General features: G+C 66.4%; 30 protein-coding genes. 16 read left to right on the top strand and 14 right to left on the bottom strand.

Annotated features, from left to right (window positions below; genetic code table 11):
• Window positions 1-4: 4 nt before the first annotated feature.
• The 3 genes from EYB42_RS03475 to leuC form a co-directional block, all read right to left on the bottom strand.
• Entirely contained in the window at window positions 5-814 is an 810-nt protein-coding gene (locus tag EYB42_RS03475) for a hypothetical protein (protein WP_135448452.1), read from the bottom strand.
• 424 nt (window positions 815-1,238) lie between these two features.
• A complete protein-coding gene (leuD, locus tag EYB42_RS03480; protein ID WP_135448247.1) occupies window positions 1,239-1,844 on the bottom strand; it encodes a 3-isopropylmalate dehydratase small subunit in 606 nt (201 codons plus the stop codon).
• Between the two features lie 95 nt (window positions 1,845-1,939).
• Window positions 1,940-3,355 (bottom strand): 3-isopropylmalate dehydratase large subunit, encoded by a 1,416-nt coding sequence (gene leuC / locus EYB42_RS03485; RefSeq protein WP_135448249.1) that lies wholly within the window; start codon window positions 3,353-3,355, stop codon window positions 1,940-1,942.
• A 234-nt stretch (window positions 3,356-3,589) separates the two neighbouring features.
• Here leuC and EYB42_RS03490 point away from each other — a divergent pair, with 234 nt between their 5' ends.
• The 3 genes from EYB42_RS03490 to rlmH all read left to right on the top strand — a co-directional run bounded on the left by EYB42_RS03490 (window position 3,590) and on the right by rlmH (window position 5,232).
• On the top strand, window positions 3,590-4,171 hold the full coding sequence (locus tag EYB42_RS03490) for an SOUL family heme-binding protein (RefSeq protein ID WP_135448252.1): 582 nt from the start codon (window positions 3,590-3,592) through the stop codon (window positions 4,169-4,171).
• A 261-nt stretch (window positions 4,172-4,432) separates the two neighbouring features.
• Window positions 4,433-4,762 carry a ribosome silencing factor gene (rsfS, locus tag EYB42_RS03495; RefSeq protein ID WP_135448454.1) on the top strand — a complete coding sequence of 110 codons (330 nt, stop codon included), beginning with the start codon at window positions 4,433-4,435 and terminating at the stop codon, window positions 4,760-4,762.
• Window positions 4,762-5,232: a 23S rRNA (pseudouridine(1915)-N(3))-methyltransferase RlmH gene (gene rlmH / locus EYB42_RS03500; RefSeq protein WP_135448254.1), complete on the top strand. Its 471-nt coding sequence runs from the start codon at window positions 4,762-4,764 to the stop codon at window positions 5,230-5,232. Before rsfS ends, rlmH begins: the two co-directional genes overlap by 1 nt.
• A gap of 21 nt (window positions 5,233-5,253) precedes the next feature.
• Here the strand turns inward: rlmH and EYB42_RS03505 are convergent, their stop codons facing one another.
• The gene (locus EYB42_RS03505; RefSeq protein WP_276605844.1) at window positions 5,254-6,114 is read right to left on the bottom strand and encodes a DMT family transporter; all 861 of its coding nucleotides are present in this window, start codon (window positions 6,112-6,114) and stop codon (window positions 5,254-5,256) included.
• 82 nt (window positions 6,115-6,196) lie between these two features.
• Window positions 6,197-7,225 carry a trans-3-hydroxy-L-proline dehydratase gene (locus EYB42_RS03510; protein ID WP_135448256.1) on the bottom strand — a complete coding sequence of 343 codons (1,029 nt, stop codon included), beginning with the start codon at window positions 7,223-7,225 and terminating at the stop codon, window positions 6,197-6,199.
• Window positions 7,226-7,438: 213 nt separating this feature from the next.
• Here EYB42_RS03510 and EYB42_RS03515 point away from each other — a divergent pair, with 213 nt between their 5' ends.
• The 3 genes from EYB42_RS03515 to EYB42_RS03525 are packed head-to-tail and all read left to right on the top strand — an operon-like array spanning window position 7,439 to window position 9,431.
• Entirely contained in the window at window positions 7,439-7,981 is a 543-nt protein-coding gene (locus EYB42_RS03515) for a Chromate resistance protein ChrB (RefSeq protein WP_135448258.1), read from the top strand.
• 15 nt (window positions 7,982-7,996) lie between these two features.
• On the top strand, window positions 7,997-8,188 hold the full coding sequence (locus EYB42_RS03520; protein ID WP_135448260.1) for a DUF1127 domain-containing protein: 192 nt from the start codon (window positions 7,997-7,999) through the stop codon (window positions 8,186-8,188).
• Window positions 8,189-8,225: 37 nt separating this feature from the next.
• The gene (locus EYB42_RS03525) at window positions 8,226-9,431 is read left to right on the top strand and encodes an MFS transporter (protein WP_240783946.1); all 1,206 of its coding nucleotides are present in this window, start codon (window positions 8,226-8,228) and stop codon (window positions 9,429-9,431) included.
• Between the two features lie 72 nt (window positions 9,432-9,503).
• Here the strand turns inward: EYB42_RS03525 and dapA are convergent, their stop codons facing one another.
• Complete coding sequence (gene dapA / locus EYB42_RS03530; RefSeq protein WP_135448262.1) at window positions 9,504-10,376, bottom strand: 4-hydroxy-tetrahydrodipicolinate synthase; 873 nt, start codon at window positions 10,374-10,376, stop codon at window positions 9,504-9,506.
• 136 nt (window positions 10,377-10,512) lie between these two features.
• Here dapA and EYB42_RS03535 point away from each other — a divergent pair, with 136 nt between their 5' ends.
• From EYB42_RS03535 to EYB42_RS03560, 6 genes are all read left to right on the top strand, one after another.
• Complete coding sequence (locus EYB42_RS03535) at window positions 10,513-12,447, top strand: lytic transglycosylase domain-containing protein (RefSeq protein ID WP_240783947.1); 1,935 nt, start codon at window positions 10,513-10,515, stop codon at window positions 12,445-12,447.
• 159 nt (window positions 12,448-12,606) lie between these two features.
• Entirely contained in the window at window positions 12,607-13,092 is a 486-nt protein-coding gene (locus EYB42_RS17800) for a caspase family protein (RefSeq protein ID WP_167850912.1), read from the top strand.
• A complete protein-coding gene (locus tag EYB42_RS03545; protein ID WP_135448266.1) occupies window positions 13,035-13,748 on the top strand; it encodes a caspase family protein in 714 nt (237 codons plus the stop codon). The genes EYB42_RS17800 and EYB42_RS03545 overlap by 58 nt, the downstream gene beginning before the upstream one ends.
• On the top strand, window positions 13,736-14,056 hold the full coding sequence (locus EYB42_RS03550; protein WP_135448268.1) for a hypothetical protein: 321 nt from the start codon (window positions 13,736-13,738) through the stop codon (window positions 14,054-14,056). The genes EYB42_RS03545 and EYB42_RS03550 overlap by 13 nt, the downstream gene beginning before the upstream one ends.
• Window positions 14,057-14,092: 36 nt before the next feature.
• Window positions 14,093-14,422: a hypothetical protein gene (locus tag EYB42_RS03555; protein WP_135448270.1), complete on the top strand. Its 330-nt coding sequence runs from the start codon at window positions 14,093-14,095 to the stop codon at window positions 14,420-14,422.
• Window positions 14,423-14,426: 4 nt separating this feature from the next.
• Window positions 14,427-15,299 carry a S1 family serine peptidase gene (locus EYB42_RS03560; RefSeq protein ID WP_167850913.1) on the top strand — a complete coding sequence of 291 codons (873 nt, stop codon included), beginning with the start codon at window positions 14,427-14,429 and terminating at the stop codon, window positions 15,297-15,299.
• Window positions 15,300-15,423: 124 nt separating this feature from the next.
• Here the strand turns inward: EYB42_RS03560 and EYB42_RS03565 are convergent, their stop codons facing one another.
• The 3 genes from EYB42_RS03565 to EYB42_RS03575 all read right to left on the bottom strand — a co-directional run bounded on the left by EYB42_RS03565 (window position 15,424) and on the right by EYB42_RS03575 (window position 17,412).
• Window positions 15,424-16,242 (bottom strand): hypothetical protein, encoded by an 819-nt coding sequence (locus tag EYB42_RS03565; protein WP_135448275.1) that lies wholly within the window; start codon window positions 16,240-16,242, stop codon window positions 15,424-15,426.
• Between the two features lie 16 nt (window positions 16,243-16,258).
• Window positions 16,259-16,933, bottom strand: coding sequence for a hypothetical protein (locus EYB42_RS03570; protein WP_135448277.1), 675 nt, complete (start codon window positions 16,931-16,933; stop codon window positions 16,259-16,261).
• A gap of 113 nt (window positions 16,934-17,046) precedes the next feature.
• Window positions 17,047-17,412 (bottom strand): hypothetical protein, encoded by a 366-nt coding sequence (locus tag EYB42_RS03575; RefSeq protein ID WP_135448279.1) that lies wholly within the window; start codon window positions 17,410-17,412, stop codon window positions 17,047-17,049.
• A gap of 471 nt (window positions 17,413-17,883) precedes the next feature.
• Between EYB42_RS03575 and argE the strand changes: the two genes are divergently transcribed.
• Window positions 17,884-19,038: an acetylornithine deacetylase gene (gene argE, locus EYB42_RS03585; protein ID WP_135448283.1), complete on the top strand. Its 1,155-nt coding sequence runs from the start codon at window positions 17,884-17,886 to the stop codon at window positions 19,036-19,038.
• 10 nt (window positions 19,039-19,048) lie between these two features.
• Here the strand turns inward: argE and EYB42_RS03590 are convergent, their stop codons facing one another.
• Together EYB42_RS03590 and nth are read right to left on the bottom strand one after the other, a co-directional pair.
• Window positions 19,049-20,032 carry an adenosine kinase gene (locus EYB42_RS03590; protein WP_135448286.1) on the bottom strand — a complete coding sequence of 328 codons (984 nt, stop codon included), beginning with the start codon at window positions 20,030-20,032 and terminating at the stop codon, window positions 19,049-19,051.
• Window positions 20,029-20,673 carry an endonuclease III gene (gene nth, locus EYB42_RS03595; protein WP_135448288.1) on the bottom strand — a complete coding sequence of 215 codons (645 nt, stop codon included), beginning with the start codon at window positions 20,671-20,673 and terminating at the stop codon, window positions 20,029-20,031. The genes EYB42_RS03590 and nth overlap by 4 nt, the downstream gene beginning before the upstream one ends.
• A gap of 167 nt (window positions 20,674-20,840) precedes the next feature.
• Between nth and EYB42_RS03600 the strand changes: the two genes are divergently transcribed.
• The 3 genes from EYB42_RS03600 to EYB42_RS03610 all read left to right on the top strand — a co-directional run bounded on the left by EYB42_RS03600 (window position 20,841) and on the right by EYB42_RS03610 (window position 23,301).
• On the top strand, window positions 20,841-21,671 hold the full coding sequence (locus tag EYB42_RS03600) for a methylated-DNA--[protein]-cysteine S-methyltransferase (protein ID WP_135448290.1): 831 nt from the start codon (window positions 20,841-20,843) through the stop codon (window positions 21,669-21,671).
• 102 nt (window positions 21,672-21,773) lie between these two features.
• The gene (locus tag EYB42_RS03605) at window positions 21,774-22,430 is read left to right on the top strand and encodes an OmpA family protein (protein WP_135448292.1); all 657 of its coding nucleotides are present in this window, start codon (window positions 21,774-21,776) and stop codon (window positions 22,428-22,430) included.
• Window positions 22,431-22,533: 103 nt separating this feature from the next.
• Window positions 22,534-23,301, top strand: coding sequence for an FCD domain-containing protein (locus EYB42_RS03610; RefSeq protein WP_135448294.1), 768 nt, complete (start codon window positions 22,534-22,536; stop codon window positions 23,299-23,301).
• Window positions 23,302-23,403: 102 nt separating this feature from the next.
• On the opposite strand, the gene EYB42_RS03615 is transcribed toward EYB42_RS03610, so the two are convergent.
• The 3 genes from EYB42_RS03615 to EYB42_RS03625 all read right to left on the bottom strand — a co-directional run bounded on the left by EYB42_RS03615 (window position 23,404) and on the right by EYB42_RS03625 (window position 24,792).
• Window positions 23,404-23,958, bottom strand: a complete 555-nt coding sequence (locus tag EYB42_RS03615) for a F0F1 ATP synthase subunit B (protein WP_135448296.1) — start codon at window positions 23,956-23,958, stop codon at window positions 23,404-23,406.
• Between the two features lie 4 nt (window positions 23,959-23,962).
• Entirely contained in the window at window positions 23,963-24,487 is a 525-nt protein-coding gene (locus EYB42_RS03620; RefSeq protein WP_135448298.1) for a F0F1 ATP synthase subunit B', read from the bottom strand.
• A 68-nt stretch (window positions 24,488-24,555) separates the two neighbouring features.
• A complete protein-coding gene (locus tag EYB42_RS03625) occupies window positions 24,556-24,792 on the bottom strand; it encodes a F0F1 ATP synthase subunit C (protein ID WP_135448301.1) in 237 nt (78 codons plus the stop codon).
• Window positions 24,793-24,798: the final 6 nt, after the last annotated feature.

Below are 24,798 nucleotides of genomic sequence, written 5' to 3' on the forward strand. Positions count from 1 at the left end.
GGCGTCAGAGGTCGCCTTCGTCGTCGGCATCCACGCCGTCGGTTCCCTGAGCGGCCATCTTCAGGTCGCGCTTCACCCGGATCATGTCGGCAACCCTTGCCATGGCGACCCCGCGCATCAGAAGGCTTGCGGGCAGGAAAGCCCAGGCGGCCATCGTCCAGATCAGCGTCTGTGGCGAGGTGATCGTGCTTGCCGGAAGCCCCGACGACAGGACAGCAATCAGTGCGGGCACCAGGAACGGCAGAAGGAAGCCGATCGCAAGATTTACCCGCGCGTCCCGCTCCAGCCTGTCAACCACATCGCCACCGGCCGTCGGCTCGAAGGTGGGCAGGTTGACCCAGACGTTGAAAGCGCTCTTGGTTCTGGGCCATCCCGCGATCTTCAGAACGATCACGAATATCGCCAGCGAGATCAACGAAACCAGATAGGCCGTGCCGGCAGCGGTGCGCACCTGCGTCACCTGCTCGACCGTTGCGTTGTCTGCAAGCATGTAGGTTGCCAGACGCACCGGGGAATAGGGAAAATCGAGCGCCTCGCCAATCACCATGCCCAATGCGTGGAAGAGCCTGGACACCGTCGTCGGATCCTCGCGGTCGGCAACGATGATCGACAGGAACAGGATGATGGCGAAAAGCATCAGATAGCGGATGCGGTTGAACGGCGCGCCGTCGCGAAATTCGACCAGACTGGGATAGACCGCATTGTATTCGATGAAGACCAGCGTTCCGGCAAAAAGAGCCATCAGCGCGACGATCTGCTTTGTGTCGGTGCCGACGCCGGGCAGCACGACCGACGGCATCACGATGACGACCATGACAAGGAACGCACGAACCGCGGCCCCGGTTGCCCGGTTCAGCCAGGTGCGCGCCGCGCCTTCGATCGATGACACGAAGCGCAGCCGGACCTTGGCATCCGCTGCGCCGCGCATGTTTTCCCGCAGCGTCTCGATCCTGATCAAGCTTCCCCCTGCCACAGCCGATTCGGAACGTGTTTGCTAGAGGAAACCAATGCTTTGTGGCCATTTCTGGGTCAATCAGCAACTCTTTGCCGACTTTTTCTGACATCAGGATCAGTTGCATCCGGGCCGCAGAATGATCCGCAGCGCGACCGCCCACTGCCATGCGAACAGGGTCGGCCAAGGCTTGCCCTGCGCCATGGTGCGGTCTGGTGTATCAGCCCGCCTGTAGAATCATCTGCGAATCGTGCAGGGCCCTTCCCTGCACGATCAGTGTCAGGCGTCAGACCCAGGGACGCAATGTTGCGGCCTTTGCCTCGTAGGCGTCGATGGCGGCGGCCTTTTCAAGGGTCAGGCCGATGTCGTCCAGGCCGTTCAGCAGGCAGTGCTTCTTGAACGGGTCGACATCGAAATGAAAGGTGGTCCCATCCGAGGCCGTCACGGTCTGCGCTTCCAGATCAACGGTGATCCGGGCGTTCTCGCCCTTCCTTGCGTCCTCCATCAGATGCGCGACCGCCTCGGGGGGCAGCACCACCGGCAGGATCCCGTTCTTGAAGCAGTTATTGTAGAAGATGTCGGCAAAACTGGTCGAGATGACGCAGCGGATGCCGAAATCCAGCAGCGCCCAGGGGGCATGTTCACGGCTGGATCCGCACCCGAAGTTGTCACCCGCCACAAGGATCTGCGCCTTGCGATAGGCCGGCTGGTTCAGCACGAAATCAGGGATTTCCTTGCCGTCTGGGGTATAGCGCATCTCGTCGAACAAGTTCTTGCCAAGTCCCGACCGCTGGATGGTCTTCAGGAACTGCTTGGGAATGATCATGTCGGTGTCGATGTTGACCAGCGGCATGGGCGCCGCGATGCCGGTCAGGGTGGTGAATTTGTCCATTTTTCCAATCCTTAGGGTCAGAGACCGCTTGCCCCTCCCGTGCGGTCCTTGCCCGGCACGGCGGGAAGGACCGCACAGGGCAGAGGAGTCACCGGTCAGACCATCTCGCCCATCAGTTCGCGCACGTTGGTCAGACGGCCCGTGACGGCCGCCGCCGCAGCCATCGCGGGGCTCATGAGGTGCGTGCGCCCGCCGCGGCCCTGCCGGCCCTCGAAGTTGCGGTTCGAGGTCGCCGCGCAGCGTTCGCCGGGGGCAAGCTGGTCGGGGTTCATCGCCAGGCACATGGAACAACCCGCAAGCCGCCATTCGAAGCCCGCGTCGATGAAGATCTGCGCGAGGCCCTCTTCCTCGGCCTGGGCCCGCACCAGACCCGAGCCGGGGACGACCATCGCCCGCTTCACCTTGATCTTGCGGCCCTTCAGGATTTCGGCCGCCGCGCGCAGGTCCTCGATCCGGCCGTTGGTGCAGGACCCGATGAACACCGTGTCGATCTCGATGTCGGTCAGCTTCATGCCGGGCTTGAGGCCCATGTAGTCCAGCGACCGCCGAGCGGCCTCGACCTTCCCGCCGGTGAAGCTTTCGGGGTCCGGCACGACGCCGGTGATCGGCAGCACGTCCTCGGGCGAGGTGCCCCAGGTCACAACCGGGGCGATGTCCTCGCCGCGGATGGTCACCACCTTGTCGAAATGCGCGCCTTCATCGGTGTAGAGCGTCTTCCAGTAGGCGAGCGCGGCTTCCCACTTCGCCCCCTTGGGCGCATGGGGCCGGCCCTTGATGTATTCGAAGGTCTTTTCGTCCGGCGCGATCAGGCCCGCGCGGGCGCCACCTTCGATCGCCATGTTGCAGACGGTCATCCGGCCTTCCATCGACAGCTCGCGGATCGCCTGGCCACAGTATTCGATGACATAGCCGGTGCCGCCCGCCGTGCCGGTATGGCCGATGATCGACAGGGTGATGTCCTTGGCCGTGACGCCGGGGCGCAGCGACCCGGTGATCTCGACCTTCATGTTCTTGGATTTCTTCTGGATCAGCGTCTGGGTGGCCAGCACATGTTCCACCTCGGAGGTGCCGATTCCGTGCGCCAGCGCCCCGAAGGCCCCGTGCGTCGCGGTATGGCTGTCACCGCAGACCACGGTCATGCCCGGCAAGGTCCAGCCCTGTTCGGGGCCGACGATGTGGACGATGCCCTGGCGGATGTCGGTCACGGGATAGTAGTTGATCCCGAAGTCCTTGGCGTTCTTGTCGAGTGCCGCCACCTGGATGCGGCTTTCCTCGGGCATCTGGTCGGGGTTTTCCCGACCGAGCGTCGTGGGCACGTTGTGGTCGGGCACCGCGATGGTCTTTTCCGGCGCGCGGACCTTGCGCCCGGCCATGCGCAGACCCTCGAAGGCCTGGGGGCTGGTCACTTCATGGACGAGGTGGCGGTCGATGTAGAGGAGGCAGGTGCCATCCTCGGCCTGATGGACGACATGGTCGTCCCAGATCTTGTCGTAAAGCGTACGAGGAGCCATGGCTCTCACCTGTTCTTGGGATGGCGGTCGGAAGGTCGCAGATCGGCGCGGTCGTTCACGCGCCACGGGCCGGGGTCAAAGCCGGGCGAGGATCGAGCGGGTCATGCCGAAGAAGCGGGCCGGAAGCCGCGCATGATCGGTGATGTTGAAGTAGATGAACCCGGACATGGGCGCCCTATACCCTCGAAATCCGTTTCAGGCAAGCTAGGTTCCCGCGAAAGCGAAGGTGCGGCGATGCGACTGGCGGTGTTGGCCCTGGTTCTGGGGAGTGCGATGGGAACAACGGCGAGGGCCGAACAGACCCACAAGGGCCATGAGATGCCGCCCTATCGGGTCGAACAGGTGGCTGGCACGCGGGAAATCCGCGTCTATGGCCTTCATCTTTTGGCCGAGGTCCGCGTGGCGGGTGGACGGCAGGGGGCGATCCAGACTGGCTTTCGCATGCTGGCCGGCTACATCTTCGGCGGGAATGCGTCGGGCGAGAAGATCGCCATGACCGTGCCGGTGGCGCAGACGCCCGAGACCGACCACTGGGTGGTCAGCTTCATGATGCCTGCACGCTTCACGGCGGACACCCTGCCTGCGCCGCGCGACGACCGGATCCGCTTCGTGCAGGCCGGGCCGTCAAGGCAGGTGGTGGAACGGTTCTCGGGCGTGCCCGGCACCGACGACCTTGCCGCCCGGGCCAAGGCGCTGCGGGCCTGGATCGAGGGCGCGGGCCTCACCATCCTGGCCGGGCCGCACTACTATTTCTACGACGCGCCCATGACCCTGCCGTGGAAGCGGCGGAACGAGGTGGCCTTCACCATCCGCTGACCCAAACTCCCGATCGGGGCGGAAAGCGGCAAAGGGCCTTGCGCTGCGGCGGAATAGGGCGTAGGCGCGCGCCTTCGGTTGAGATTGCGCCCTTGCAGTGCTAGTCTTTTGCCATGGCCCGGCGCGGGGGCCTGATGGACCGCGCGCATTCTGGAGGACCCTGTCCTGTCGCATTCCGATCCTGCCACCGGCCTGCCGGTCGGCCCGCGCCCGGCGCCCGCCGCCCCGCCTGCCGCCGAAGGGCCAGCATCCGAAGACGTGCTGGCCCTGGTCCTGAAATCCGTTGACGACGACAAGGCCGAAGACATCGTGCAGATCGATCTGCGCGGCCGGTCCGATGTGGCCGACTACATGGTAATCTGTTCGGGCCGGTCCTCGCGTCAGGTGGCCTCGATCTCCGAAAAGCTGGCCGACCGGCTGAAGCAGGAAATGCGGATTTCCGTCCGCATGGAAGGGAAAGAGACAGGCGACTGGGTGCTGATCGATGCGGGCGACGTGATCGTCCATGTCTTCCGCCCCGAAGTGCGCGAGTTCTACCAGCTGGAAAAGATGTGGCTGCCCGCCGGCGCCACCCGCAGCGCGCAGGCCTGATGAAGCTGCACCTTTGCGCCGTGGGCCGTCTGCGGACGAGGCCAGAGCGTAGTCTGGTCGACGATTACGTGGAACGGCTGGAGCGCACGGGCCGCCCCCTGGGACTTGGGCCGGTCGCCGAGCACGAGGTGGAGGACAGGCGCGGCGGCGGCATGGCGGCAGAGGCGACGCTTCTGGCCCGGGCGATTCCCGATGGAGCCGCCCTCTGCGTGCTGGACGAGCGCGGGAAGCTGCTCTCCAGTCCGGAGTTCGCGCAGGCACTTGCCAGCTGGCGCGATGGCGGGCGGCAGGACGTGGCCTTCGTGATCGGCGGGGCGGACGGCGTGGACCCTGCGCTTCGCACACGCGCGGACCTTGTGATCAGCTTCGGTCGCATGGTCTGGCCGCACATGCTGGTCCGCGTGATGCTGGCAGAGCAGCTGTATCGGGCGGCCACAATTATGGCGGGGCTTCCCTATCACCGGGCGTGAAACTGGCGCAGGCTGTCCGACCTAGGCCCCCTGCCTGCGGGTCAGCGCAAACAGGCCCGAGCCCACGACCAGCCCCGTGCCGACCCATGTGGCAAGGTCGGGGCGTTCACCAAACAGGGCCATGGACAGCAGCATGGCGAAGACAAGGCGCGTGTAGCGGAAGGGCGTGACGGCGGATACCTCGCCGGTGCGCATGGCGTGGGTCAGGGCATGGTAGCCGAGGACGCCGAAGACAGAGCCCGCAGCCAGTTGCCCGGCCGTTGCCGGGTCGGGCAACCTTGCCCCGCCCGAAATCGCCAGCAGGACTGCGCCTGCCACCGCGAGCATGGCAAAGCCCAGCGCGCCAAGCTGGCGGTTCGACAATCCCCTGGGGGCTGCCCGCGTGGCAAGGTCGCGCCCGGCAAACCCCAGAAGCCCGACCACCGCCAGAAGGGAGAGGGCCGAGAAGCCGGTTCCCGGCCGCAGGATGATCAGCACACCGGCAAAGCCGGTCAGCACCGCAACCCAGCGCTGCCAGCCCACCCTTTCACCAAAGAACAGTGCAGCCCCTGCAACCACCACAAGCGGCGCGGCCTGCAGGATGGCAGAGGTGGTCGAAAGAGCCGTCAGCGTGATCGCAAGGCCGTAGAACAGCCGCCCCGTCACCTCGAAGGCCGAACGGATCAGCATCGCGCGCGACAGGAAGGCCCGCGGCAGAAACGTCTCGCCCTGCAGCCGGGCCATGGCCGCGAAGACGACCATGCCCGCAAGACCCATGGTCAGCAGAACCTGGCCCAGCGGCAGGCTTTGCGCGGCAGCCTTCACGAAGACGTCCTCGACGGCGAAACCAGCCATCGAGGCCGTCATGAACAGTGCGCCGCGCTGATTGTCGGTCAGAGGCAAGGACATCCCCTTGGACGCGGCCTGCCCCCGTCGGCGGCATGCAACTGGTAGATGACGGATTCGGCTCGCCTTGCCGACGGGGTCACCGCGCGCCCCAGGTGTCGGACAGCCGATAGCCTTCGGGCCAGGGGTCTGCGGGATCCAGCATGTGCTGGTGCGTCCCCGTGATCCAGGCGCGGCCCGAAATCTCGGGCAGGATGGCGTCCAGATCGCCGACCTTCGCCGCGCCGACGATTCGCCCCTCGAACTGCCCGCCGATCAGCGAGCGCGCGCGCAAGACCTCTCCCGCCCCGATCTGCCCGCGCGCGGCCAGGATCGCCAGCCGCGCCGAAACCGCCGTCCCGGTGGGCGAACGGTCGACCTTGCCCGGCCGGATCGAGACGGCATGGCCGGTCTCCCACCCATCGGCAACGCGGATCAACGGCCCGGCGAACAGGCAGAAGGAGAAATGCCGCCAGTCCGGGTTCTCGGGGTGGCGGAAGCCAAGCTGCGCGTCAGCGGCCCGGGTGATCTCTACCCCCAGTTTCGCCATGGCATGGGCTTCCTCGGGCGCTTGGGAAAAGCCAAGCGCGGCCGCGTCCACGACCACGAAACTGTCGCCACCATAGGCGGTGTCCACCGTCAGCCGGCCCAGGCCCGGCACCTCCAGCGGCACGCCCAGCCGGTCGGCAAAGGACGGCAGGTTGCGGACATGGATTCGTTCGGCCTTGCCGTTCCGGCAATCGGCGCGGACGGTGACAAGGCCGCCCGGCGCCTCCAGCGTGATGTGCGCCACAGGCTCGGTCATCGGCAGGATGCCGCTGTCAAGAAGCACCGTGGAGACGCAGATGGAGTTGGACCCTGACATGGGCGGGTTGTCCTCGGGTTCCATGATGATGAAGCCCATCTGCGCGCGCGGATCCTTTGGCGGCACCAGAAGGTTCACATGCCGGAACACCCCGCCGCGCGGTTCGTTCAGAACGAAGTTGCGCAGGCTCTGGTCGCGCCACAGCGCTTCGCGCATTTCCCAGAGCGTCGCGCCGGCCGGCGGGGCGACACCGCCCACGATGACATCGCCGACCTCGCCCTCGGCATGGGCCGAAATCACGTGAATCGTCTTGCTGCTGCGCATGGTGCCCCCTTTGTGGCGCACAAGGTGCGCGGGCGGGGCGGAATTCGCAAGCACCGGCACGTTGCCTGCGATGCGCCATCATATATCGCAAGCGGCGCTGCCGTGGCCCGGGCCGCCGGTTCCTCTGCCTGACCGGCAAGGGAAGCGGGTCTGGATCGTGGCAGTCAAGACGCACTCTTGCTTTGTAACCATCGCTACATTATGAACGTGCGCATGAATGCGATCACCTGGCTCCTGATGACCTACAAGGTTCCCGCCGAACCCTCGGCAAGGCGGATCGCGATCTGGCGGAAGCTGAAGGGAATGGGCGCGGTATATCTTCAGAACGGTGTCTGCGTCCTGCCGCGCACAGATGATCATGTCCGTCGGCTGAAGATTGTCGAGAACGACATCGCCGAAGCCGGGGGCGAAAGCGTGATCCTGCAGACTGCGGCCCTGGACCACGCGCAAGAGGCAAAGGTCGTGGCGCGCTTCAGGGCCGAACGCGACGAAGCCTATGCCGAATTCATCGACAAGTGCGACGACTTCGAGCGCGAGGTGGCCAAGGAAATAGCTGCCGGCCACTACAGCTATGCCGAACTGGAAGAAAATGACGTCGATCTGAAAAAGCTTCAGGGCTGGCTCGAGAAGATCGCGAAGCTTGATTTCTACGGGGCCCCGCGCGCCGAAGAGGCAGCCGCACGGCTGAAAGGCTGCGAAGCGGCGCTGGACGACTATGCCCGGCGTGTCTTCGACGCGAAGGGCGAAAACGGCTGACGAAGGAAGATGGGCATGCAGACGACCAGATCCCCCGGTGCCTTCTTTCCGCATTTTCCGCCAGAGCTGTTCAAGCCTGTGCCATCCGGCCTGCTGGCCTGGGCCGACCGCCAGCGCCAGCGGGCGGCGTTGGCCCGGCTGGAAGACCGGATGCTCGCAGATATCGGCGTAAGCCGCGCCGAGGCAGAAGCCCGGCGGCATAACTGATCTTCCCCGGCGGGACATCCAGACGCAGGAGGCCGCAATGGCAGAGACGATGGCAGACAAGTCCCCCTCTCCCTGGCGGGGGTTGCCGGCGGGCATCTGGGCCTTGGGCTTCGTGTCGCTGCTCATGGATGTCTCGTCCGAGATGATCCACGCGCTTCTTCCGGTCTATCTGACCGTGGGCCTTGGCGCGACGGCGTTGACGGTGGGGGTGATCGAAGGCATCGCCGAGGCGACGGCGGCAATCACCAAGGTATTTTCCGGCGCCCTGTCCGATCGCATCGGCCGCCGCAAGGAACTGGCAGCGATCGGATACGGTCTGGCCGCCGTGACCAAGCCGGTCTTTCCCCTTGCGCCCTCGATCGGCTGGGTGGTGGCGGCCCGGTTCATCGACCGCGTGGGCAAGGGCATCCGAGGGGCGCCGCGCGATGCGCTGGTGGCCGACCTGGCGCCGGAAGGACGCCGCGGGGCCGCCTTCGGCCTGCGCCAATCTCTGGATACGCTTGGCGCCTTTCTGGGCCCGCTTCTGGCCATCGCCCTGATGTGGGTCTTTGCCAACGACTTCCAGTCCGTCTTCTGGGTGGCGGTGGTTCCGGCCTTCCTGGCGCTTGGCCTGATCCTGTTTGCCGTGCAGGAACCTGCGCGGCCCGAAGGGCTGCGCAAGGTGCGCACCCCCCTTTCGCGGGCCGAATTGCGGCTTCTGGGCGGGATGTACTGGGCGGTCGTCGCGGTGGCGACGGTCTTCACCCTGGCGCGATTTTCCGAGGCATTCCTGATTCTGCGGGCGGAAGAACTGGGTCTGTCGCTGATGCTGATTCCGCTGGTTCTGGTCGGGATGAACGCGGTCTATGCACTGTCGGCCTGGCCGGCCGGGGTTCTGTCGGACCGGATGAGCCGTCCGACCCTGCTGATGGCGGGGCTTGCCCTGCTGATCGCGGCCGATCTGGTTCTGGCGCTGGCTTCCGGCTTTGTGGCCCTTAGTCTGGGCATTGCGCTCTGGGGGCTGCACATGGGGCTGACGCAGGGGCTGCTGTCGGCGCTGGTGGCCGAGGCCGTTCCGGCCGAACTGCGCGGCACGGCCTACGGCCTGTTCAATCTGATCACCGGTGGCGCGCTGCTTATGGCCAGCGTGATCGCGGGGGCCTTGTGGCAGGGCCTGGGATCAGAGGCTACCTTCCTTGCGGGCGCGGCCTTCGCCCTGATCGCCGCGCTTGGCCTTGTTCCCCTGCGCAACAGGCTGCACTGACCCTGACTGCGCCCGCATATGCCCGACAGACGCGCGACAGGCGAAGGCTGACCGGGCACTGCCGGCGACAGGTCAGATCAGCCCGGCGTGCTTCATCGCGGCCTTGATCTTCGCCTTGGTCCCGTCGGTCACGCCCACAAGCGGCAGGCGCACCTCTTCGCTGCACAGCCCCAGCACCGACAACGCATATTTCGCGCCGACAAGACCGGGTTCGATGAAGATCGCCTCGTGCAGCGGCATCAGCCGGTCCTGGTATTCCAGCGCCTTGGCATAGTCCCCACGCAGCGTCGCCTCCTGGAACTCGGCGCAGAGTTTCGGAGCCACGTTCGCGGTGACGCTGATGCAGCCCACCCCGCCATGGGCGTTGAATCCCAGCGCGGTCGCGTCCTCGCCCGACAGCTGGATGAAGTCCTTGCCGCAGGTGGCGCGCTGCTGGCTGACGCGCTCGATCTTGCCGGTCGCATCCTTGACGCCGATGATCCGCGGCAGCTTCGCCAGCTGGCCCATCGTCTCGGGTGTCATGTCGATGACCGACCGGCCGGGGATGTTGTAGATGATGATGGGCAGGGTGCAGCAATCATGCAGCGCGGTGTAATGCGCAATCAGGCCGGCCTGGGTGGGCTTGTTGTAATAGGGCGTGACAACCAGGGCCGCATCGGCACCCACCTTCTCGGCATGGCGGATCAGGCTGATCCCTTCCACCGTGTTGTTCGACCCCGCCCCTGCGATCACTGGCACCCGGCCGGCAACGGCAGCCACGACTTCCTCGATCACCTTCTGGTGCTCGGCATGGCTGAGCGTCGGGCTTTCCCCCGTGGTTCCCACCGGAACGATCCCGTGCGACCCTTCGGCAATGTGCCAGTCCACCAGTTTCTTCAGCGTCACCAGATCGAGTTCGCCGTTCTTGAACGGCGTCACCAGGGCTGGAAGGGACCCTCTGATCATGACGCTTCTCCTGTGATGGGGCGGAATTGCCCGACTGCGCGCGACTCATAGCCGCTGGCCGGGTCAAAGCCAAGACTCCGCCCGCTGACGCAGTCGTGGGTTGTCGGCTGCGGCCCGATCAGGCAGATTCCAGACCATGACAGGCAAGAAACACCTTGGCGCGGCGCTTCTGGCGCTGGCGCTTCTGGCCATGCCGGCGCAAGCCGACAGCGTGCAGGCCATGCGCACCGCCTTGCAGGTCGCCGCAAGCAAGGACTGGGACGGCGCGCTGGCCGTGGCGCCCTCGGGCGTGGGCCGCGACGTGATCCTCTGGCAGCGCCTGCGCGCGGGCGACGGGCGGCTGGGCGACTACGAGGATTTCCTGGCCCGGCGGCCCGACTGGCCCGGCCTTGCGCTGCTGCGCGAGAAGGGCGAAGAGGCGGTGGCGCGGTCGGACGATCCGGCCCGCGTGATCGCATGGTTCAAGGGCGCCCCGCCCCGCAGCGGCAAGGGCGCGCTGGCCTATGTGCGCGCGCTTCAGGCCCAGGGCCGGATGGCGGAAGCCGAGACCGAGGCAATGCGCGCCTGGGCCGAACTGTCCTTCACCGCCGAGGACGAGGCAGCGCTGATCGCGCTGGCGCCCGAGGCGGTGAGCTTTGTCCATGAGCTGCGGCTGGACAACCTTCTGTGGGCCGGGCGGAGGGGCGAGGCCGACCGGATGCTGCCGCGGGTCGGCAAGGACCTTCAGGCCCTGGCCAAGGCGCGGATCGCGCTTCAGGCCGAAACGCCCGGCGTGACCCAGCTGATCGAGGCGGTTCCGGCCGCGCGCAAGGGCGACGCGGGGCTCGCGTTCGACCGGTTCATCTGGCGGATGAAGCGCGACCTTTATGACGACGCGCTGCCCCTGATCCTGGAACGCTCGGCCAGCGCCGAGGCTCTGGGCCGCCCGGAAGCCTGGGCCGAACGCCGCGCGATCCTGACGCGCTGGCTGATGCGGCAGGGCCGCCCGGCGGAAGCCTACAAGGTCGCCTCGCGCCATTGGCTGCCCGAGGGCGCCGGGGCCTCCGCCTATGCCGATCTGGAGTTCCTGTCGGGCTTCATCGCGCTGCGCAGGCTGAACGACCCCGAAACCGCGCTGCGGCATTTCGAACATCTTCTGGCGGGCGTGAAGACCCCGATCAGCCTGGCCCGCGCGCATTACTGGATCGGTCGCGCCAAAGAGGCCGCAGGACAGGACGGCAGCGCGAGCTACCGTGCGGCTGCGGCGCATCAGACGGCCTATTACGGGCTTCTGGCGGCGGAACGGCTGGGGCTCAGCCTTGATGCGGGCCTGTTGTCAAATGGCCGCGCACCCGACTGGAATGAAGCCGGGTTCCGCAAGTCCTCGGTCATGGAGGCGGCCGAGCTCTTGCGCAAGGCGGGCGAGCTGGGCCTTGCCAAGCGGTTCCTGCTGCATCTTGCCGAAAGCCAGGACGCCACGGGGCTGGCGCAGATGGCCGACATGGTAACCGACTGGGGCGAGCCGCATCTTGCGGTGCTGGTCGGCAAGGCGGCCGCGGAACGCGGGCTGATCCTGCCACGCGCCTATTACCCCATTCCGGCCTTCGTGCCCGACGGGCTGAAGGTCAGCCGGGCACTGGCACTGGCAATCGCGCGGCGGGAAAGCGAGTTCGACCCTCTGGCGCGGTCCGCCGCCGATGCGCGGGGGTTGATGCAGGTGCTGCCCGGCACCGCCAGGCTGATGGCCGGAAAGCTGGGGCTGGAACACAAGGACGGCAAGCTTACCAGCGATCCGGCCTACAACGTGACTGTGGGCGCGGCATATCTGGCCGAGATGGTGGCCGAGTTCGGGCCGTCGATTGCCCTGATCGCTGCGGGCTACAATGCCGGTCCTGGCCGCCCGCGCCGCTGGATCCAGGAATTCGGAGATCCCCGCAGGCCGGATGTCGATGTGGTCGACTGGGTGGAGTCGATCCCCTTCGCCGAGACGCGGACCTATGTGATGCGGGTGGCCGAAGGCGTGGTCATCTACCGCGCCAAGCTGAAGGGCGCGGTCGGGCCGGTCAGGATCACGTCCGAACTGAAGGGCTAGGGCCGGGCGCCGATTTCTTCGAAGAAATCGGGCTGAAGCCTGTGCAGGCTCCGGGCGGAATTCTTCCAGAATTCCGCGTTCAGGGCACAGGCCCGACAAATTCAGCCATCCGCATCGCAGGGTATGCGGGGTGGGGCCGCAGGGCTACCCTGCCCAGCCATGTTGGCGCGCGCAACCGGCCTGATCCTGCCCTTGTTTCTGGCCTCTCCGGCCCTTGCCGAGATACGCGCGGTGCTGTCCGGGGTTGGCGACCATGCCCTGCTCGATGCCGATCTGCGGGGCCCACCCAATGATGTGCGCCTGATGGCCAAGACACTGATCGCGCGCGGCGTCGCCCCGGGGGCGATACGTGTGCTGCCCACCGATCCGACCGGCCTGCCCCGGGGCGTCGTGGTCGGCGCGGCAACCAGGTCTGAGATCATGGCCGCACTCGATGCCGCTGCTGCCGAATCCGGCCCGGGTGATACGCTGGTCTTCCATTTCTCGGGCCACGGCGCCCAGGCGCCAGACATGTCGGGTGACGAAGGCGGCGGCCATGAAAGATCCTGCTGTCCGCTGACGCCGCCGGCTGGAAGGGGGCGCTCGGCATGGTCGAAAACGCGATTCTGGACGACGAGTTGCAGACCTGGGCACAGGCCGCGCTGAGCCACGGGGTGCGGGTCATCGGCCTGATCGACGCGCGCCATTCGGGCACCGGCTTTCGGGCCGTCGGCGGTGCGGGTGTGACGCGGTTTGTTGACGAGGCGCAGCTTGGCATCCCGGACGATGCAGTGCCCGCACGCGGCCGACCCCTGCCACCGCTGAGCGGAGAGTTCGTCTTCCTATACTCGTCGCAATCCGACCAGCGGTCTTACGAATACCCGCTGGCAGATGGCGTCACCTGGCATGGCGAGTTCACCCTGCAACTGGCCCGAACCCTGCGCGAGGTGCCCGAGGCCAGCTGGGCCCAGGTGCTGGCCGCCACGCGCGAGGGGATGGTGCGGAGACCGGCCCGGCAGATGCCCGAAGGCGAGGGCCCGCTGCTGGAAGCGCAGGTCTTCGGCCAGGGGCTGGGCGCTGCGCGATGGAGGGGCGCGGGCGATGCACTGGCCGCAGACCTGCTGGACGGGTTGGCCGAGGGTGCCGAGGTCGCGCTTTACGCTGGCCCGGCGGGGGGAAAGCCGCTGGCGGTGATGTCGGTGACCGGGGTCTCGGCCCGCGCAGCCCGGCTGACGGGTGAGGCGCCGGAGGGCGCCCTATGGACCGATCTTGTCGCCGCACCATCTCCCCGGGGCCTGCGCCCGACCTGGTGCCGATCCTGACCGGGGGCGCCGTTGCCCTGGCCGGGGCCGATGGCGTGCTGGACCCGGCCAGGGCGGGATCGTCCCCCCGGATGGTAGCGCTGGATGGCGAAACCCCGGCACAAGCCATGGCGCGGATGCAGGATCGTGCTGCGCACGGGTTGCGCCTGCGAAAGCTGCTGGGCGGGGCTGCCGGCCGCAGCCTGACCGGAACGGTGCCGGTGACCACTGCCATCGAACGCCGCGCGGATGCAGGCGACTGCGGCACGGTTGCCGCCCCCACCCCGTACGACCCGGCACAGGGCGTGGCACCCTGCGACCAGCTGTAGCTGACGCTGACCAACACCGGCGGCAAGGCGTAGGAGGTGACGGTACTCTGTTTCGCTGCCGACTTCTTGGTGCAACCGATCTGGCCGGTGCGCAATCCGGTCAACCGTCTGGCCCCCGGCGAAAGCTGCCGCGTCGGCCTGATGATCGAACCCGGCAGCACCCCGGGGCTCGAGGAGATCTGGGTTCTGGCTGTCCCGGTCGATCCCGATGCCCCGCGCGTTGACCTGACGCATCTGGCCGCGCCCGGCGCGACGCGCGACCTTGCCGGTGCCAACGCCCTGACACTGTGGCTGGAGGATCGGCTGGAACCCGACAACCGCAACCGCACTCCGGGCCGGGGACGCGCCCTTCCCGTCGCCGGATGAAGACGTGACTGTCTCGCCCTATGCCTTTGCAAAGTCAGGCGGCAAGGCGACGCGCGCAACGATGCAGGACGCTTCCGGCGCCAAGGTGATCGGCGGCGAAGTGGCAGCCGAAGGCGCCTGGCCCTGGCAGGTGGCGCTGATCGTCGCCGACGCGGTCGGGGCGGAAAGCCAGTTCTGCGGCGGCAGCCTGGTGCTGGACCAGTGGGTGCTGACCGCTGCCCATTGCATCCACATTCAGGAACGAGACGGAGGTTTTTCCGACCTGCGGCCAGACGAGTTTTCTGTGCTTGCCGGCACCAGCGCACTGGCGCCCGGCAAGGGCGATCCGATTCCGGTCGAGGCGGAGTTCCGCCATCCCTCGTATGCGCCGGACATATTCGACTTCGACATCGCGCTGATCAAGCTGGCCCGGGCGCCCGGCGTGCCCGACAAGACCATCGAGGTGCCAGATGCCGAATATGGCAGCCTGCTGAACCGGCAGGGCGTGACGACCATCGTCACCGGCTGGGGCCTGCAGGAGGGTGCCCGCCCCTCGCCCGAGCTGCGGCAGGCGCAGATCCAGATCCTGCACCGTAACCTCTGCAATGCGGCCCTGCTGGAGGCGAGGGCCGAGGAAACGACGGGCGGCTTTGCCTTCGCCGCACAGACCCTTGGCGTGGGCGAGGACGATGCCTATGCGGTCTGGGACGAACTGCTGGCGCAAGCCCCTGAACCGATGAGCGAGAACCTGATCTGCTTGGGCACGTTCGAAGGCGGCAGGACCAGCTGCAGCGGCGATTCCGGAGGCCCGCTGTTCGTTCCCGCTGGAGGATGGGTACTACATCCAGGCCCGGATCGTCAGCTGGGGCCTGACCGCCGCAACCGGCCGCGGCTGTGACGAGACGGCGCTGTTCTCGGCCTATACGGACGTATCGAAGTTCGTGCCCCGGCTGAACGAGGTGATCGCAGCGAACCCCCGACCCGCCCGCCTGAGGGCAGCGCGCCAAGCACGGCGGGGCTGATCAGTTCGTCATCAGGTAATAGCTGTTGCGCACCCGGCCGCCGTTCTGGACGGTGATGTAGAAATACCCGTCCCAGGCCGGCGTCCAGTCGCAGTAAAGCTTGTCAGACCAGCTGACATCATAGCAGATCACGTTGCCGTTCTCATCGGTGATCGCCACATCGAGGTTCGCATCGCCATCGCCCACGACCGCCACCTCGGCGTAGGAATTGCCATAGAACGGAACCTCCCAGACATCGGTCATGCCAGCGGGCAGGCGCGACAGCCACTGCACCGCCCCGCCGATCCGCCCGCGCGAGCCCTCGGCCATGGCGGCATCGATCAGGCGCTGCATCGCCTCGTCGTCGCCGGCGAGTGCCCTGGCCTTGGCGAACATGGCATCGGCGGTCACCGGGGCATCGGCGGCGCCGTCATCATCGGTGGTGGCGCTGAAGAAGCTGGCCTTGGCCGCGCGGCGCATCTCGTCGTTCATCATCGGCGCCGGGGCGGCCGGGGCGGCGGGCGCGGCCTTCTTGCGGAAGGTGCTCTGATCACCCTCGCGGAAAGTGATGGCGGCAGGGTCAAGGGTGCCGGCCTCTGAAGTTGTCACCTCCACCGAGGCAGCGAGCTTTGCCGCGGCAAGCACGGTCACTGCGTCGCCCTGTGCGACGCCAACGGCATGAAGTTCCTGCGCAAGGGCCATGGTGGCTGCAGCACCAGGGGCGGCGCCTTCGGCGGCCGGACCGGCATTCGTGCCGGTCTTGTCCTGGGCGATCGTTGGCACGGCCAGCGCGACAAGCGCGGTGGCGGCAAGGGCAGCGGAAAGGAATTTCAGTGTCATCTTTGCGTCACGCGCTTCAGTTCCCGACAAGCCGGTAGCTGTTCACCGTGTCGCCGGCGTTGCGAATGGTGACGGTGAAGAACCCGTTGCGCGCTGGGGTCAGGCGGCAGAGCAGCGGCTCATGGCTCGGGGGATAAACGCAGACCGTGGCGCCGTCTTCGTCTGCGATGGTCAGCGACAGCGCGCCATCGCCGTCACCGATCAGCGCGATTTCGGCTGCAACTTCTCCGAACAGGGGCAGGCGCCAGTCCTGCGTCTGACCGGGGCCAAGGTTGGCGCGCGCCTCGACGGCCGTATGCGGCGCGGCCCGCGGCAACTGGGCGTCGAGGTCATAGACCAGATCCTGCAAATCCGGATCGTCGATCGCCAGGTTGCGCGCGATGCTCAAGGCGGCCTCTCCACCCGGATCCGGCGCCGCCAGAGCACCCTGTGGGGCATCGGGCGCAATCTCGGGAGCGGGGGCCATTTCCCAGCCGGTCGCGGGGCGCAGGCTTACCCCCCGCGCAAGCCGGATCGCGGCGATCAGGGCCAGAACATCGCCATGCTGCATGGCATGGTCATGCAGGCGCTGCGCCAGCACCAGTTGCGCAGCACTGCCCGGTTCGCCCTGCGCAGCGGACGAGAGGTTCGGCCCCTCGGCAAGCGCAGGTTGGGCCAGAAGCAGAAGGACAGCAGAGAGGCGGCGCGGCATGGTCGCGACTGTCGCAAAGCGGGCGCACGGCGGCAAGGCGGGAACGCCGCCTGCCTGGAATTTTCAGGCACCAGGATGTCGGTTCGTGACAAGAAGATAGCCGCTTTCCACGTTCACCCTGCAATCACCGTGCCGAAATGGAGGGCATCCACTGGCAGGTCAAAACCGCAGTGGAGCGGACCTTCCGACAAGATGTCCATGCAGATCGGGAAGCCCTCGGCATCGGTCACCTTCCAGACCAGCGCGCCCATGCCGTCGCCGAACGCTCCGACCTCGGCGCGCGCCTGCCCGGCGAAGGGAATCCGCCAGATATCATGCCTTGGCGGACCGATCCTCACGACGTGCCGGTTAGACCCGCCGATCCTGCCCCGCGTGCCTTCTGCCAAGGCGCCGCTGATCAGAACCGGCAAGAGGGGGCCATCGCCGGCAAGATCGCAGGCGAAAGTCTCGATGCTGCCCGTCCAGACTCCAGAGATCAATCAGCGAAAATTCGGCTTTCCAGGGGCGGCTCGCGTCTTGCGCGATCTCGTGCTGCTTTGCGGGTGGCAGTCGGGCAAAGACTGTCTGGGTGCCGTCGGCATCCTCGGTGGTGCGGTGCCAATCGGGGGCCTCCCGCAAAGCGACGCCCTGCGCAAGGTGGAAGACCGCCACGACTGCAAGCGCGTCATCGGCAGCAAACGCATGGGCATGAAGCCGTGTCGCAAGGTCAACCGTCGCCACGGGGCCGGGCATGGCAGGGTCTTCGGCATGTGCCGGGGCAGGCAGCATGATCGGCATGGCTGCCGGAAGTGCAATGGCCAGCTGCGGGAAATCGGGCATCGAAACAGACTGCTTGGCAATGACACTGACGGCATGTTGCCGGGATCGGTTTGTCCCGGGTAGCGGCCGGGCAAGCCTCCTGCCCCTTCCGTCGCAGGGGACTTCGCGCTAGCAGGGCACAGGAGGCGCCCATGCAAAGCAAAGATATCCTCGACCGGCTGATCGGCTTCGACACGGTAAGCGCGAAGCCCAACATGGCGCTGATGGGCTATGTGAAGGATCTGCTGGCCGGGGCGGGTGTGCCGGCCGTTCTGATCCCCGATGCCTCGGGCGGGAAGGCGAATCTTCATGCCACCGTGGGGCCAGAGGGAATGGGTGGCGTGATGCTGTCGGGTCATACCGACGTGGTCCCGGTCGAGGGTCAGGCGTGGACGCATCCGCCCTTCGCCCTGACCGAGGCCAACGGCCGGCTTTACGGGCGCGGCACTGCGGACATGAAGGGATTCGTTGCCTGCGCGGTAGAGGCGATGCTTCTGGCCGCGAAGCGCCCGCTGAAGGTGCCGCTGCATCTGGCCCTGTCATATGACGAGGAAATCGGCTGCATGGGCGTGCGCAGCCTGATCGACATGCTGGCGGCGGCGCCGGTGAAGCCCCGGTTCTGCATCGTGGGCGAGCCGACGGGGATGCAGGTCGCCACCGGCCACAAGGGCAAGGTCGCCCTGCGGGCTACTTGCACGGGGCGCGAGGGGCATTCGGCGCTGGCGCCGCTGGCCTTGAACGCGCTGCATCTGGCGGCGGATTTCCTGGGCGCGGTGCGGCGGGTGCAGGCCGAGGTGGCGGCGACGGGCCTGCGCGATGGCGACTATGACGTGCCCTACACGACCCTGCATGTCGGCAAGATGGCGGGTGGCGTGCAGGTGAACATCGTGCCGAACCAAGCCACACTGGATTTCGAGATCCGGTCTCTGGCGGGCGAGGACGTGGGCGCGCTGATTGCCCGGCTGGAGGCCGAGGCCGAAGCGATCGTCGCGCCCCTGCGGGCCGACTTCCCCGAGGCCGCGATCCGGATCGAGCGGCTTTGGGATTACCCCGGCCTCGGCACGCCCTCGGATGCGGCGGTGGTCAATTTCGTCAAGGGGCTGACCGGGGCGAACGGCACGATCAAGGTGGCCTTCGGCACCGAAGGCGGGCTTTTCGACCAGCGCCTTGGTATCCCCACGGTGATCTGCGGGCCCGGCTCGATGGCGCAGGGTCACAAGCCCGACGAATTCGTGACAATGGAACAGCTTGATCGCTGTCGGGCGATGCTGGGCACCCTGATCGGACGGCTTGAGGCGGGCATCTGACCCGAAACGGTCAGATGAGGCCCTCTTTCCTGAACAGCGCCTTCAGGTCAGTCTCTGGTCGGGCGCCGAAATGGCTGATGACCTCGGCGGCGGCGACACAGCCCATCCGGCCGGCCGTGGCCAGCGACTGCCCGGTGGCCAGGCCATAAAGGAAGCCGGCGGCGAACTGGTCGCCCGCGCCGGTTGCATCGACCGGCACCACGCGGTTGACCGGCACCACGGCTTCCTCATCCCCGCGCACAACGATGACATCGTGGCCGGACCTGGTGCAGACGACCAGCCCGGCATCTGCTGCGGCCTGTTCCAGGGCGGTGGACAGATCGGCCTGATACAGCGAACACCATTCGTGTTCGTTGCCGATCACATAATCCAGCGTCCTGACCAGGCGGCGAAAATCGTCGCGGTGGCGATCGACGCAGAACGGGTCGCTGAGTGCGATGCCGGCCTTGCCGCCGCCAGCGCGGCAAAGCTGCACCGCGCGTTCGAAGGCCTGCTTTCCCTTGGGCTTGTCATAAAGATAGCCTTCCAGGAACAGGATCTCGGCCCGGCCGGCCACCTCGTCCGACACATCCTCGGGGCCGAGTTCGGAGGAGATGCCGAGATAGGTGTTCATCGACCGCTCGCCATCGGGGCTGACGAAGATCATGCTGCGCGAAGTGGGCAGTTCGCCCCCTGGCACGGGCGGGTTAACGAAATCCGTGCCCTCCTCGGCCATGGTGCGGGCGTAGAAACGGCCCAGGGCATCGTCGTGGACGCGGCCGATGAAGGCGGTGGTCAGGCCAAGGTTGCCAAGACCGGCCAGCGTGTTGGCCACCGACCCGCCGGGCGCCTGCTGGCGGTTGGTCATCGCGCCGTAAAGAAGTTCGCCCCTCTCGCGTTCGACCAGCTGCATGATGCCCTTCTGAATGCCCATCAGGTCCAGAAAACTGTCATCTGCAGAACAGAACACATCGACGATGGCGTTGCCGATGCCCACGACCTGATAGGTTTTCATTCAGTCTTTTCCTCGTATTGGCACCAGTCGCGGATCGGACAGATGCCGCATTTCGGCTTGCGCGCTGTGCAGATATACCGCCCGTGCAGGATCAGCCAGTGGTGGGCATGGGCCTGGTATTCGACCGGCACGTTGTCCTCGATCGCGCGTTCGACGGCCAATTCATCCTTTCCGGGGCAGATGCCTGTGCGGTTTCCGACGCGGAAGATATGCGTATCCACGGCCTGAGCGGGGTGGTGGAACCACATGTTCAGCACCACGTTCGCCGTCTTGCGGCCTACACCCGGCAATGTGGTCAGCGCCGCGCGCGAGGACGGCACCTCGCCGCCGAAGTTCTCGATCAGCAGGCGGGACAGGCGCATGATGTTCTTCGCCTTGTTCCGGTAAAGGCCGATCGTCTTGATGTGTTCGATCAGTCCCTCTTCGCCCAGGGCCAGCATCTTTTCCGGTGTGTCGGCGATCTGGAACAGCCGGCGCGTGGCCTTGTTCACACCCGCATCCGTCGCCTGTGCCGACAGGGCCACGGCGACCAGCAGGGTGAAGGCATTCACATGTTCAAGCTCGCCCCTCGGATGGGGCTCGATCTCGGCGAAGCGCGCGAAGATCCGCTTCAGGGTGGCGTAGGGAAGCTGCTGGACCATGCGCCTGTTGCAGCACGAAAGCCGCCCCGCGACAAGCCGCAGGAATCGGGTCGCGGCGGCGGACAGGGGCGATTACATCGGAATGGCGCGTCGATGACTTCGTCAATCCTTGCCGACCCGGCCAGGAGAAGGCGCCGTCGCCGGAGGATCCGACCCGAGGAAGCCACATGACCGACCAGTCCCCCGCCTATCATTACCAGGTGATTGCCCGCGCGCTGCAGATCATTGACGCCGAAGGCCCCTGCCTGTCGCTGGAGATCCTGGCCGCACGGATGCAGATGAGCCCGTCGCATTTCCAGCGGGTCTTCAGCCAGTGGGTCGGGGTCAGCCCGAAACGATACCAGCAATACCTGACGCTGGGCCATGCCCGGCGGCTGCTGGCAGAGCGGCGCACGCTGCTGGGCACGGCGCTAGAGACCGGCCTTTCGGGCACCGGGCGGCTGCACGACCTGTTCCTGACCTGGGAGGCGATGTCGCCCGGCGATTATGCGAAGGGCGGCGAAGGGCTGGAAATTCGCTGGGGCCGGTTCGGCAGCCCCTTCGGCCCGGCCGTGGTGATGGCGACCGGCAGGGGCATCTGCGGCATGGCCTTTGCTGATGAAGGGGGCGAAGAGGCAGCGCTGAAGGATCTGGCCGTTCGCTGGCCTCGTGCCACATTCATCGAGGATCCGGCCGCGCTGGGCTCCTTGGTCGAGGGTGCGTTCGGGGCCCGTGCAACCGCGCTGCACCTGATCGGCGCGCCCTTCCAGATCAAGGTCTGGGAGGCGCTTCTGGCAATCCCGACAGGCCATGTGACCACTTATGCCGACATCGCAGGCGCGATCGGCCACCCTTCGTCCTACCGGGCCGTCGGCACGGCGGTCGGGCGCAACCCGATCTCGTTCCTGATCCCCTGCCATCGTGCGCTGCGGCGCGATGGCGGCCTTGGCGGATATCACTGGGGTCTGCCGCGCAAGCGCGCCATGCTGGCCTGGGAATCGGCACGCACGGGACTTTGATGGGCAAAACCCTGCCGAGCGGACGCAGGACTGTAAGTCTTCGCCGCAGGCTGATATAAGATCGCCTGAGCCCTGACCGGGCCTAGTAACGAGGCAGAGCACATGATGACGAAAACCCCACTGATCCTGGCCGTCGCCAGCACCTTGGCCCTGACGGCCTGCGTGGACCCGAACGCCTATCCTGATGACCCGAACGCCCGCCAGCGGCAGGGTGCGATCATCGGCGGTGTTACCGGCGCGATTGCAGGCGCGGCGGTTTCCTCGGACAGCGACCGTCTGAAGGGCGCGATCGTCGGTGGCGTGCTGGGCGCAGGCACCGGCGCGATCATTGGGGCCGACCTTGACCGTCAGGCCGCCGAGCTGCGCAGTTCGCTGAACTCGAACATTTCGGTGACCAACACGGGCGAATACCTGATCGTCAACATGCCGCAGGATCTGCTGTTCGCTGTGGACAGCGCCGCCGTGCGCCCCGACCTGCGCCGCGACCTGCAGGCCGTGTCGTCCAGCCTGCTGAAATACCCCAACAGCCGGATCGAGGTGATCGGCCATACCGACAACACCGGCGCCGCCGCCTACAACCAGGATCTTTCGCAGCGCCGTGCCGTCGCCGTGGCGAATATCCTGCGCGAGAACGGCGTTCCCGCATCGCGGATCGTTGCCATCGGCCGTGGCGAGGACCAGCCCATCGCCTCGAACCTGACACCGGAAGGCCGCGCCAAGAACCGCCGGGTCGAAATCATCATCCGCCCGACGCGCTGAGAACGTCAGCCGCAAGGAACAGGGGCCGGATCGTCTCCGGCCCTTTTTTCGTTGCGCGGCACAGGCATTGGTCATAATTTCCGACCAATTGACGGATCGGAAAATGCCGTTTCAGAAGGTAACACCCGAAAAGCTGTCGCAATCTGTCGTCCGGCAGATCGAGCAGCTGATCCTTCGCGGTATCCTTCGACCGGGGGAACGCCTTCCTTCGGAACGCGATCTGGCCGAAAAGCTGGATGTATCCCGCCCCTCGTTGCGCGATGCCATCAGCGAACTGGCAGAACGGGGCCTGTTGGTCAGCCGCGCGGGCTCTGGCGTCTTCGTGGCCGAGGTATTGGGTTCGGCCTTTTCCCCGGCGCTGATCCAGCTGTTTGCCACGCATGACGAGGCGGTCTTCGACTATATCGCCTTCCGTCGCGACATGGAGGGTCTTGCCGCCGAACGTGCCGCGCGTCTGGGGTCCGAAACCGACCTGCGGCTGATCGACACGATCTTTCGCAAGATGGAGGCCGCGCATCAGAAGCGCGACCCTTCGGACGAGGCGCAGCTGGACGCCGAATTTCACATGTCGATCATTGAGGCCAGCCACAACGTCATCATGCTGCACATGTTGCGGTCGATGTTCGATCTGCTGCGGCAGGGGGTGTTCTATAACCGTCAGGTGATGTTCCGGAATCGGATGACGCGCGGCCAGCTTCTGGACCAGCACCGAGCGATGAACACGGCGATCCAGGCCCGCGATCCGGTGGCTGCGCGGGCTGCGGTCGAGGCGCATCTCAGCTTTGTCGAACAGGCCTATGTCAATCAGATGCGCGCGGAAAAGCACGAAACCATCGCGCGTCAGCGGCTGGAACACGAAGCAAGCCGGTAACGGGCTTTTTCTGGCCGTTCGGGGCTTGCGGGGGGATCCGAAGAAAGGCAGAACCGGCGGCCGTTCCGGGCCGCCGGTTCCTGATTTCGGTGGACTTTCCGATCAGTGCAGCCGCGCCGCGACCTGATCGATGGCCTCGTCGATCGACTTTGCCGCAGCATCCGCCGTCATCTGGCTGGCAAGCACGTCGCCAGCCGCAGCGACCGCCACGGAAATCGCCTGCTCGCGGACCTGACGGATCGCTGCCGCTTCCGCCGAGGCGATCTGTTCCGTCGCGGCGGCCATGCGCCGCGCAATCGATCGCTGAAGTTCGGCCTTTGCCTGTTCGGCCGCGGCCAAGGCTTCGTCGCGGGCCGAGGTCACGATCCGTTCGGCCTGTTCCTGCACTTCCTTCTGGCGGCGCTCGTAGGTCGCAAGGACTGACTTGGCCTCTTCGCGCAAGGCACGCGCCTCGTCGAGTTCGGCCTTGATGGCTGCGGCACGCGCATCAAGCATGCCGGTCAGCTTGGCCGGAACCTTCAGATAGACCAGCAGACCCACGAAGGCCAGAAAGCCAAGCAGCACCACGAAATCGGTGTTCTGCAGCGAAAAGAACGGGCCCGAGGCCGCCAGCGCGGGGCTGGCCAGAAGCGACAGAAGGAGGGAAAGGCGTGTCATCGTCTTATCCTTTCAGCCGCGCGGCCACGGCCTCGCTTACGGTCCTGGCATCTGCGGTCCCGCCAAGCGCGGCCACGAGTTCGGCCGCCGTATCGCGGGCCACTTCGGCAACCGCAGCGGCGGCACCGTCACGGATCGCAGCGATCGTCTTTTCCGACTCGGCCGTCTTCGCGGCAATCTCGGCATCGGCCCTGGCGGTTGCGGCGTCCAGATCCTTCTGGATCTCGGCCTTCGCCTGGGCGATGATCTTGGCCGCCTCGGCACGGGCATTGGCCAGCGCCTCGTTATAGGCCTTTTCGGCTGCCACTGCCTTCTGCTTCAGCTCTTCGGCTGCGGCAAGGTCGTTGGTGATCGTGCTCTTCCGGTCGGCCAGCACTGCGCCGATGCGGGGCAGGGCTACGCGCGAAAGAATGAGATAGATCACGACCAGCGTGACCAGAAGCCAGAAGATCTGGTTCGGCCAGGTAGAGAAGTCGAGCTGGGGCATCCCAGCCGCCTGTCCCGCCCCGCCATGTGCTTCGGTTGCCATGTCGTCTCTCCCAAATCCTTGGAACCAGGGCCAGGCGCCAGCCTGGCCCGGACATCAGGTTCGAAAGATCAGACGGCGAACATCAGCAGAAGAGCGATCAGGAACGAGAAGATCCCGAGAGCTTCCGCAAAGGCGATGCCGACGAAGAGGTTGGCCATCTGGCCGGGGGCGGCCGACGGGTTGCGCAGCGCGCCGGCCAGGAAGTTGCCGGCGATGTGGCCCACGCCGATACCGGCGCCGCCGAGGCCGATGGTGGCCAGACCGGCACCGATGTATTTGCCGAGCAGAGCGAGTTCGCCTTCCATGATGTC

Source organism: Tabrizicola caldifontis (assembly GCF_004762095.1).
In the GTDB taxonomy this organism is placed as follows: domain Bacteria; phylum Pseudomonadota; class Alphaproteobacteria; order Rhodobacterales; family Rhodobacteraceae; genus Tabrizicola; species Tabrizicola caldifontis.

Coding starts and splice junctions, on each gene's coding strand:
- EYB42_RS03510 (WP_135448256.1), bottom strand. CDS start 7,225: ATGCGCAGCAGCAAGACGATTCACGTGATTTCGGCCCATGCCGAGGGC.
- argE (WP_135448283.1), top strand. CDS start 17,884: ATGCAAAGCAAAGATATCCTCGACCGGCTGATCGGCTTCGACACGGTA.
- dapA (WP_135448262.1), bottom strand. CDS start 10,376: ATGATCAGAGGGTCCCTTCCAGCCCTGGTGACGCCGTTCAAGAACGGC.
- EYB42_RS03590 (WP_135448286.1), bottom strand. CDS start 20,032: ATGAAAACCTATCAGGTCGTGGGCATCGGCAACGCCATCGTCGATGTG.
- rlmH (WP_135448254.1), top strand. CDS start 4,762: ATGAAGCTGCACCTTTGCGCCGTGGGCCGTCTGCGGACGAGGCCAGAG.
- EYB42_RS03475 (WP_135448452.1), bottom strand. CDS start 814: ATGGTCGTCATCGTGATGCCGTCGGTCGTGCTGCCCGGCGTCGGCACC.
- leuD (WP_135448247.1), bottom strand. CDS start 1,844: ATGGACAAATTCACCACCCTGACCGGCATCGCGGCGCCCATGCCGCTG.
- EYB42_RS03625 (WP_135448301.1), bottom strand. CDS start 24,792: ATGGAAGGCGAACTCGCTCTGCTCGGCAAATACATCGGTGCCGGTCTG.
- EYB42_RS03490 (WP_135448252.1), top strand. CDS start 3,590: ATGCGACTGGCGGTGTTGGCCCTGGTTCTGGGGAGTGCGATGGGAACA.
- EYB42_RS03600 (WP_135448290.1), top strand. CDS start 20,841: ATGACCGACCAGTCCCCCGCCTATCATTACCAGGTGATTGCCCGCGCG.
- EYB42_RS03565 (WP_135448275.1), bottom strand. CDS start 16,242: ATGACACTGAAATTCCTTTCCGCTGCCCTTGCCGCCACCGCGCTTGTC.
- EYB42_RS03620 (WP_135448298.1), bottom strand. CDS start 24,487: ATGGCAACCGAAGCACATGGCGGGGCGGGACAGGCGGCTGGGATGCCC.
- leuC (WP_135448249.1), bottom strand. CDS start 3,355: ATGGCTCCTCGTACGCTTTACGACAAGATCTGGGACGACCATGTCGTC.
- EYB42_RS03570 (WP_135448277.1), bottom strand. CDS start 16,933: ATGCCGCGCCGCCTCTCTGCTGTCCTTCTGCTTCTGGCCCAACCTGCG.
- EYB42_RS03615 (WP_135448296.1), bottom strand. CDS start 23,958: ATGACACGCCTTTCCCTCCTTCTGTCGCTTCTGGCCAGCCCCGCGCTG.
- EYB42_RS03610 (WP_135448294.1), top strand. CDS start 22,534: ATGCCGTTTCAGAAGGTAACACCCGAAAAGCTGTCGCAATCTGTCGTC.
- nth (WP_135448288.1), bottom strand. CDS start 20,673: ATGGTCCAGCAGCTTCCCTACGCCACCCTGAAGCGGATCTTCGCGCGC.
- EYB42_RS03535 (WP_240783947.1), top strand. CDS start 10,513: ATGACAGGCAAGAAACACCTTGGCGCGGCGCTTCTGGCGCTGGCGCTT.
- EYB42_RS03515 (WP_135448258.1), top strand. CDS start 7,439: ATGAATGCGATCACCTGGCTCCTGATGACCTACAAGGTTCCCGCCGAA.
- EYB42_RS03525 (WP_240783946.1), top strand. CDS start 8,226: ATGGCAGAGACGATGGCAGACAAGTCCCCCTCTCCCTGGCGGGGGTTG.
- EYB42_RS03545 (WP_135448266.1), top strand. CDS start 13,035: ATGGTCGAAAACGCGATTCTGGACGACGAGTTGCAGACCTGGGCACAG.
- EYB42_RS03520 (WP_135448260.1), top strand. CDS start 7,997: ATGCAGACGACCAGATCCCCCGGTGCCTTCTTTCCGCATTTTCCGCCA.
- EYB42_RS17800 (WP_167850912.1), top strand. CDS start 12,607: ATGTTGGCGCGCGCAACCGGCCTGATCCTGCCCTTGTTTCTGGCCTCT.
- EYB42_RS03605 (WP_135448292.1), top strand. CDS start 21,774: ATGATGACGAAAACCCCACTGATCCTGGCCGTCGCCAGCACCTTGGCC.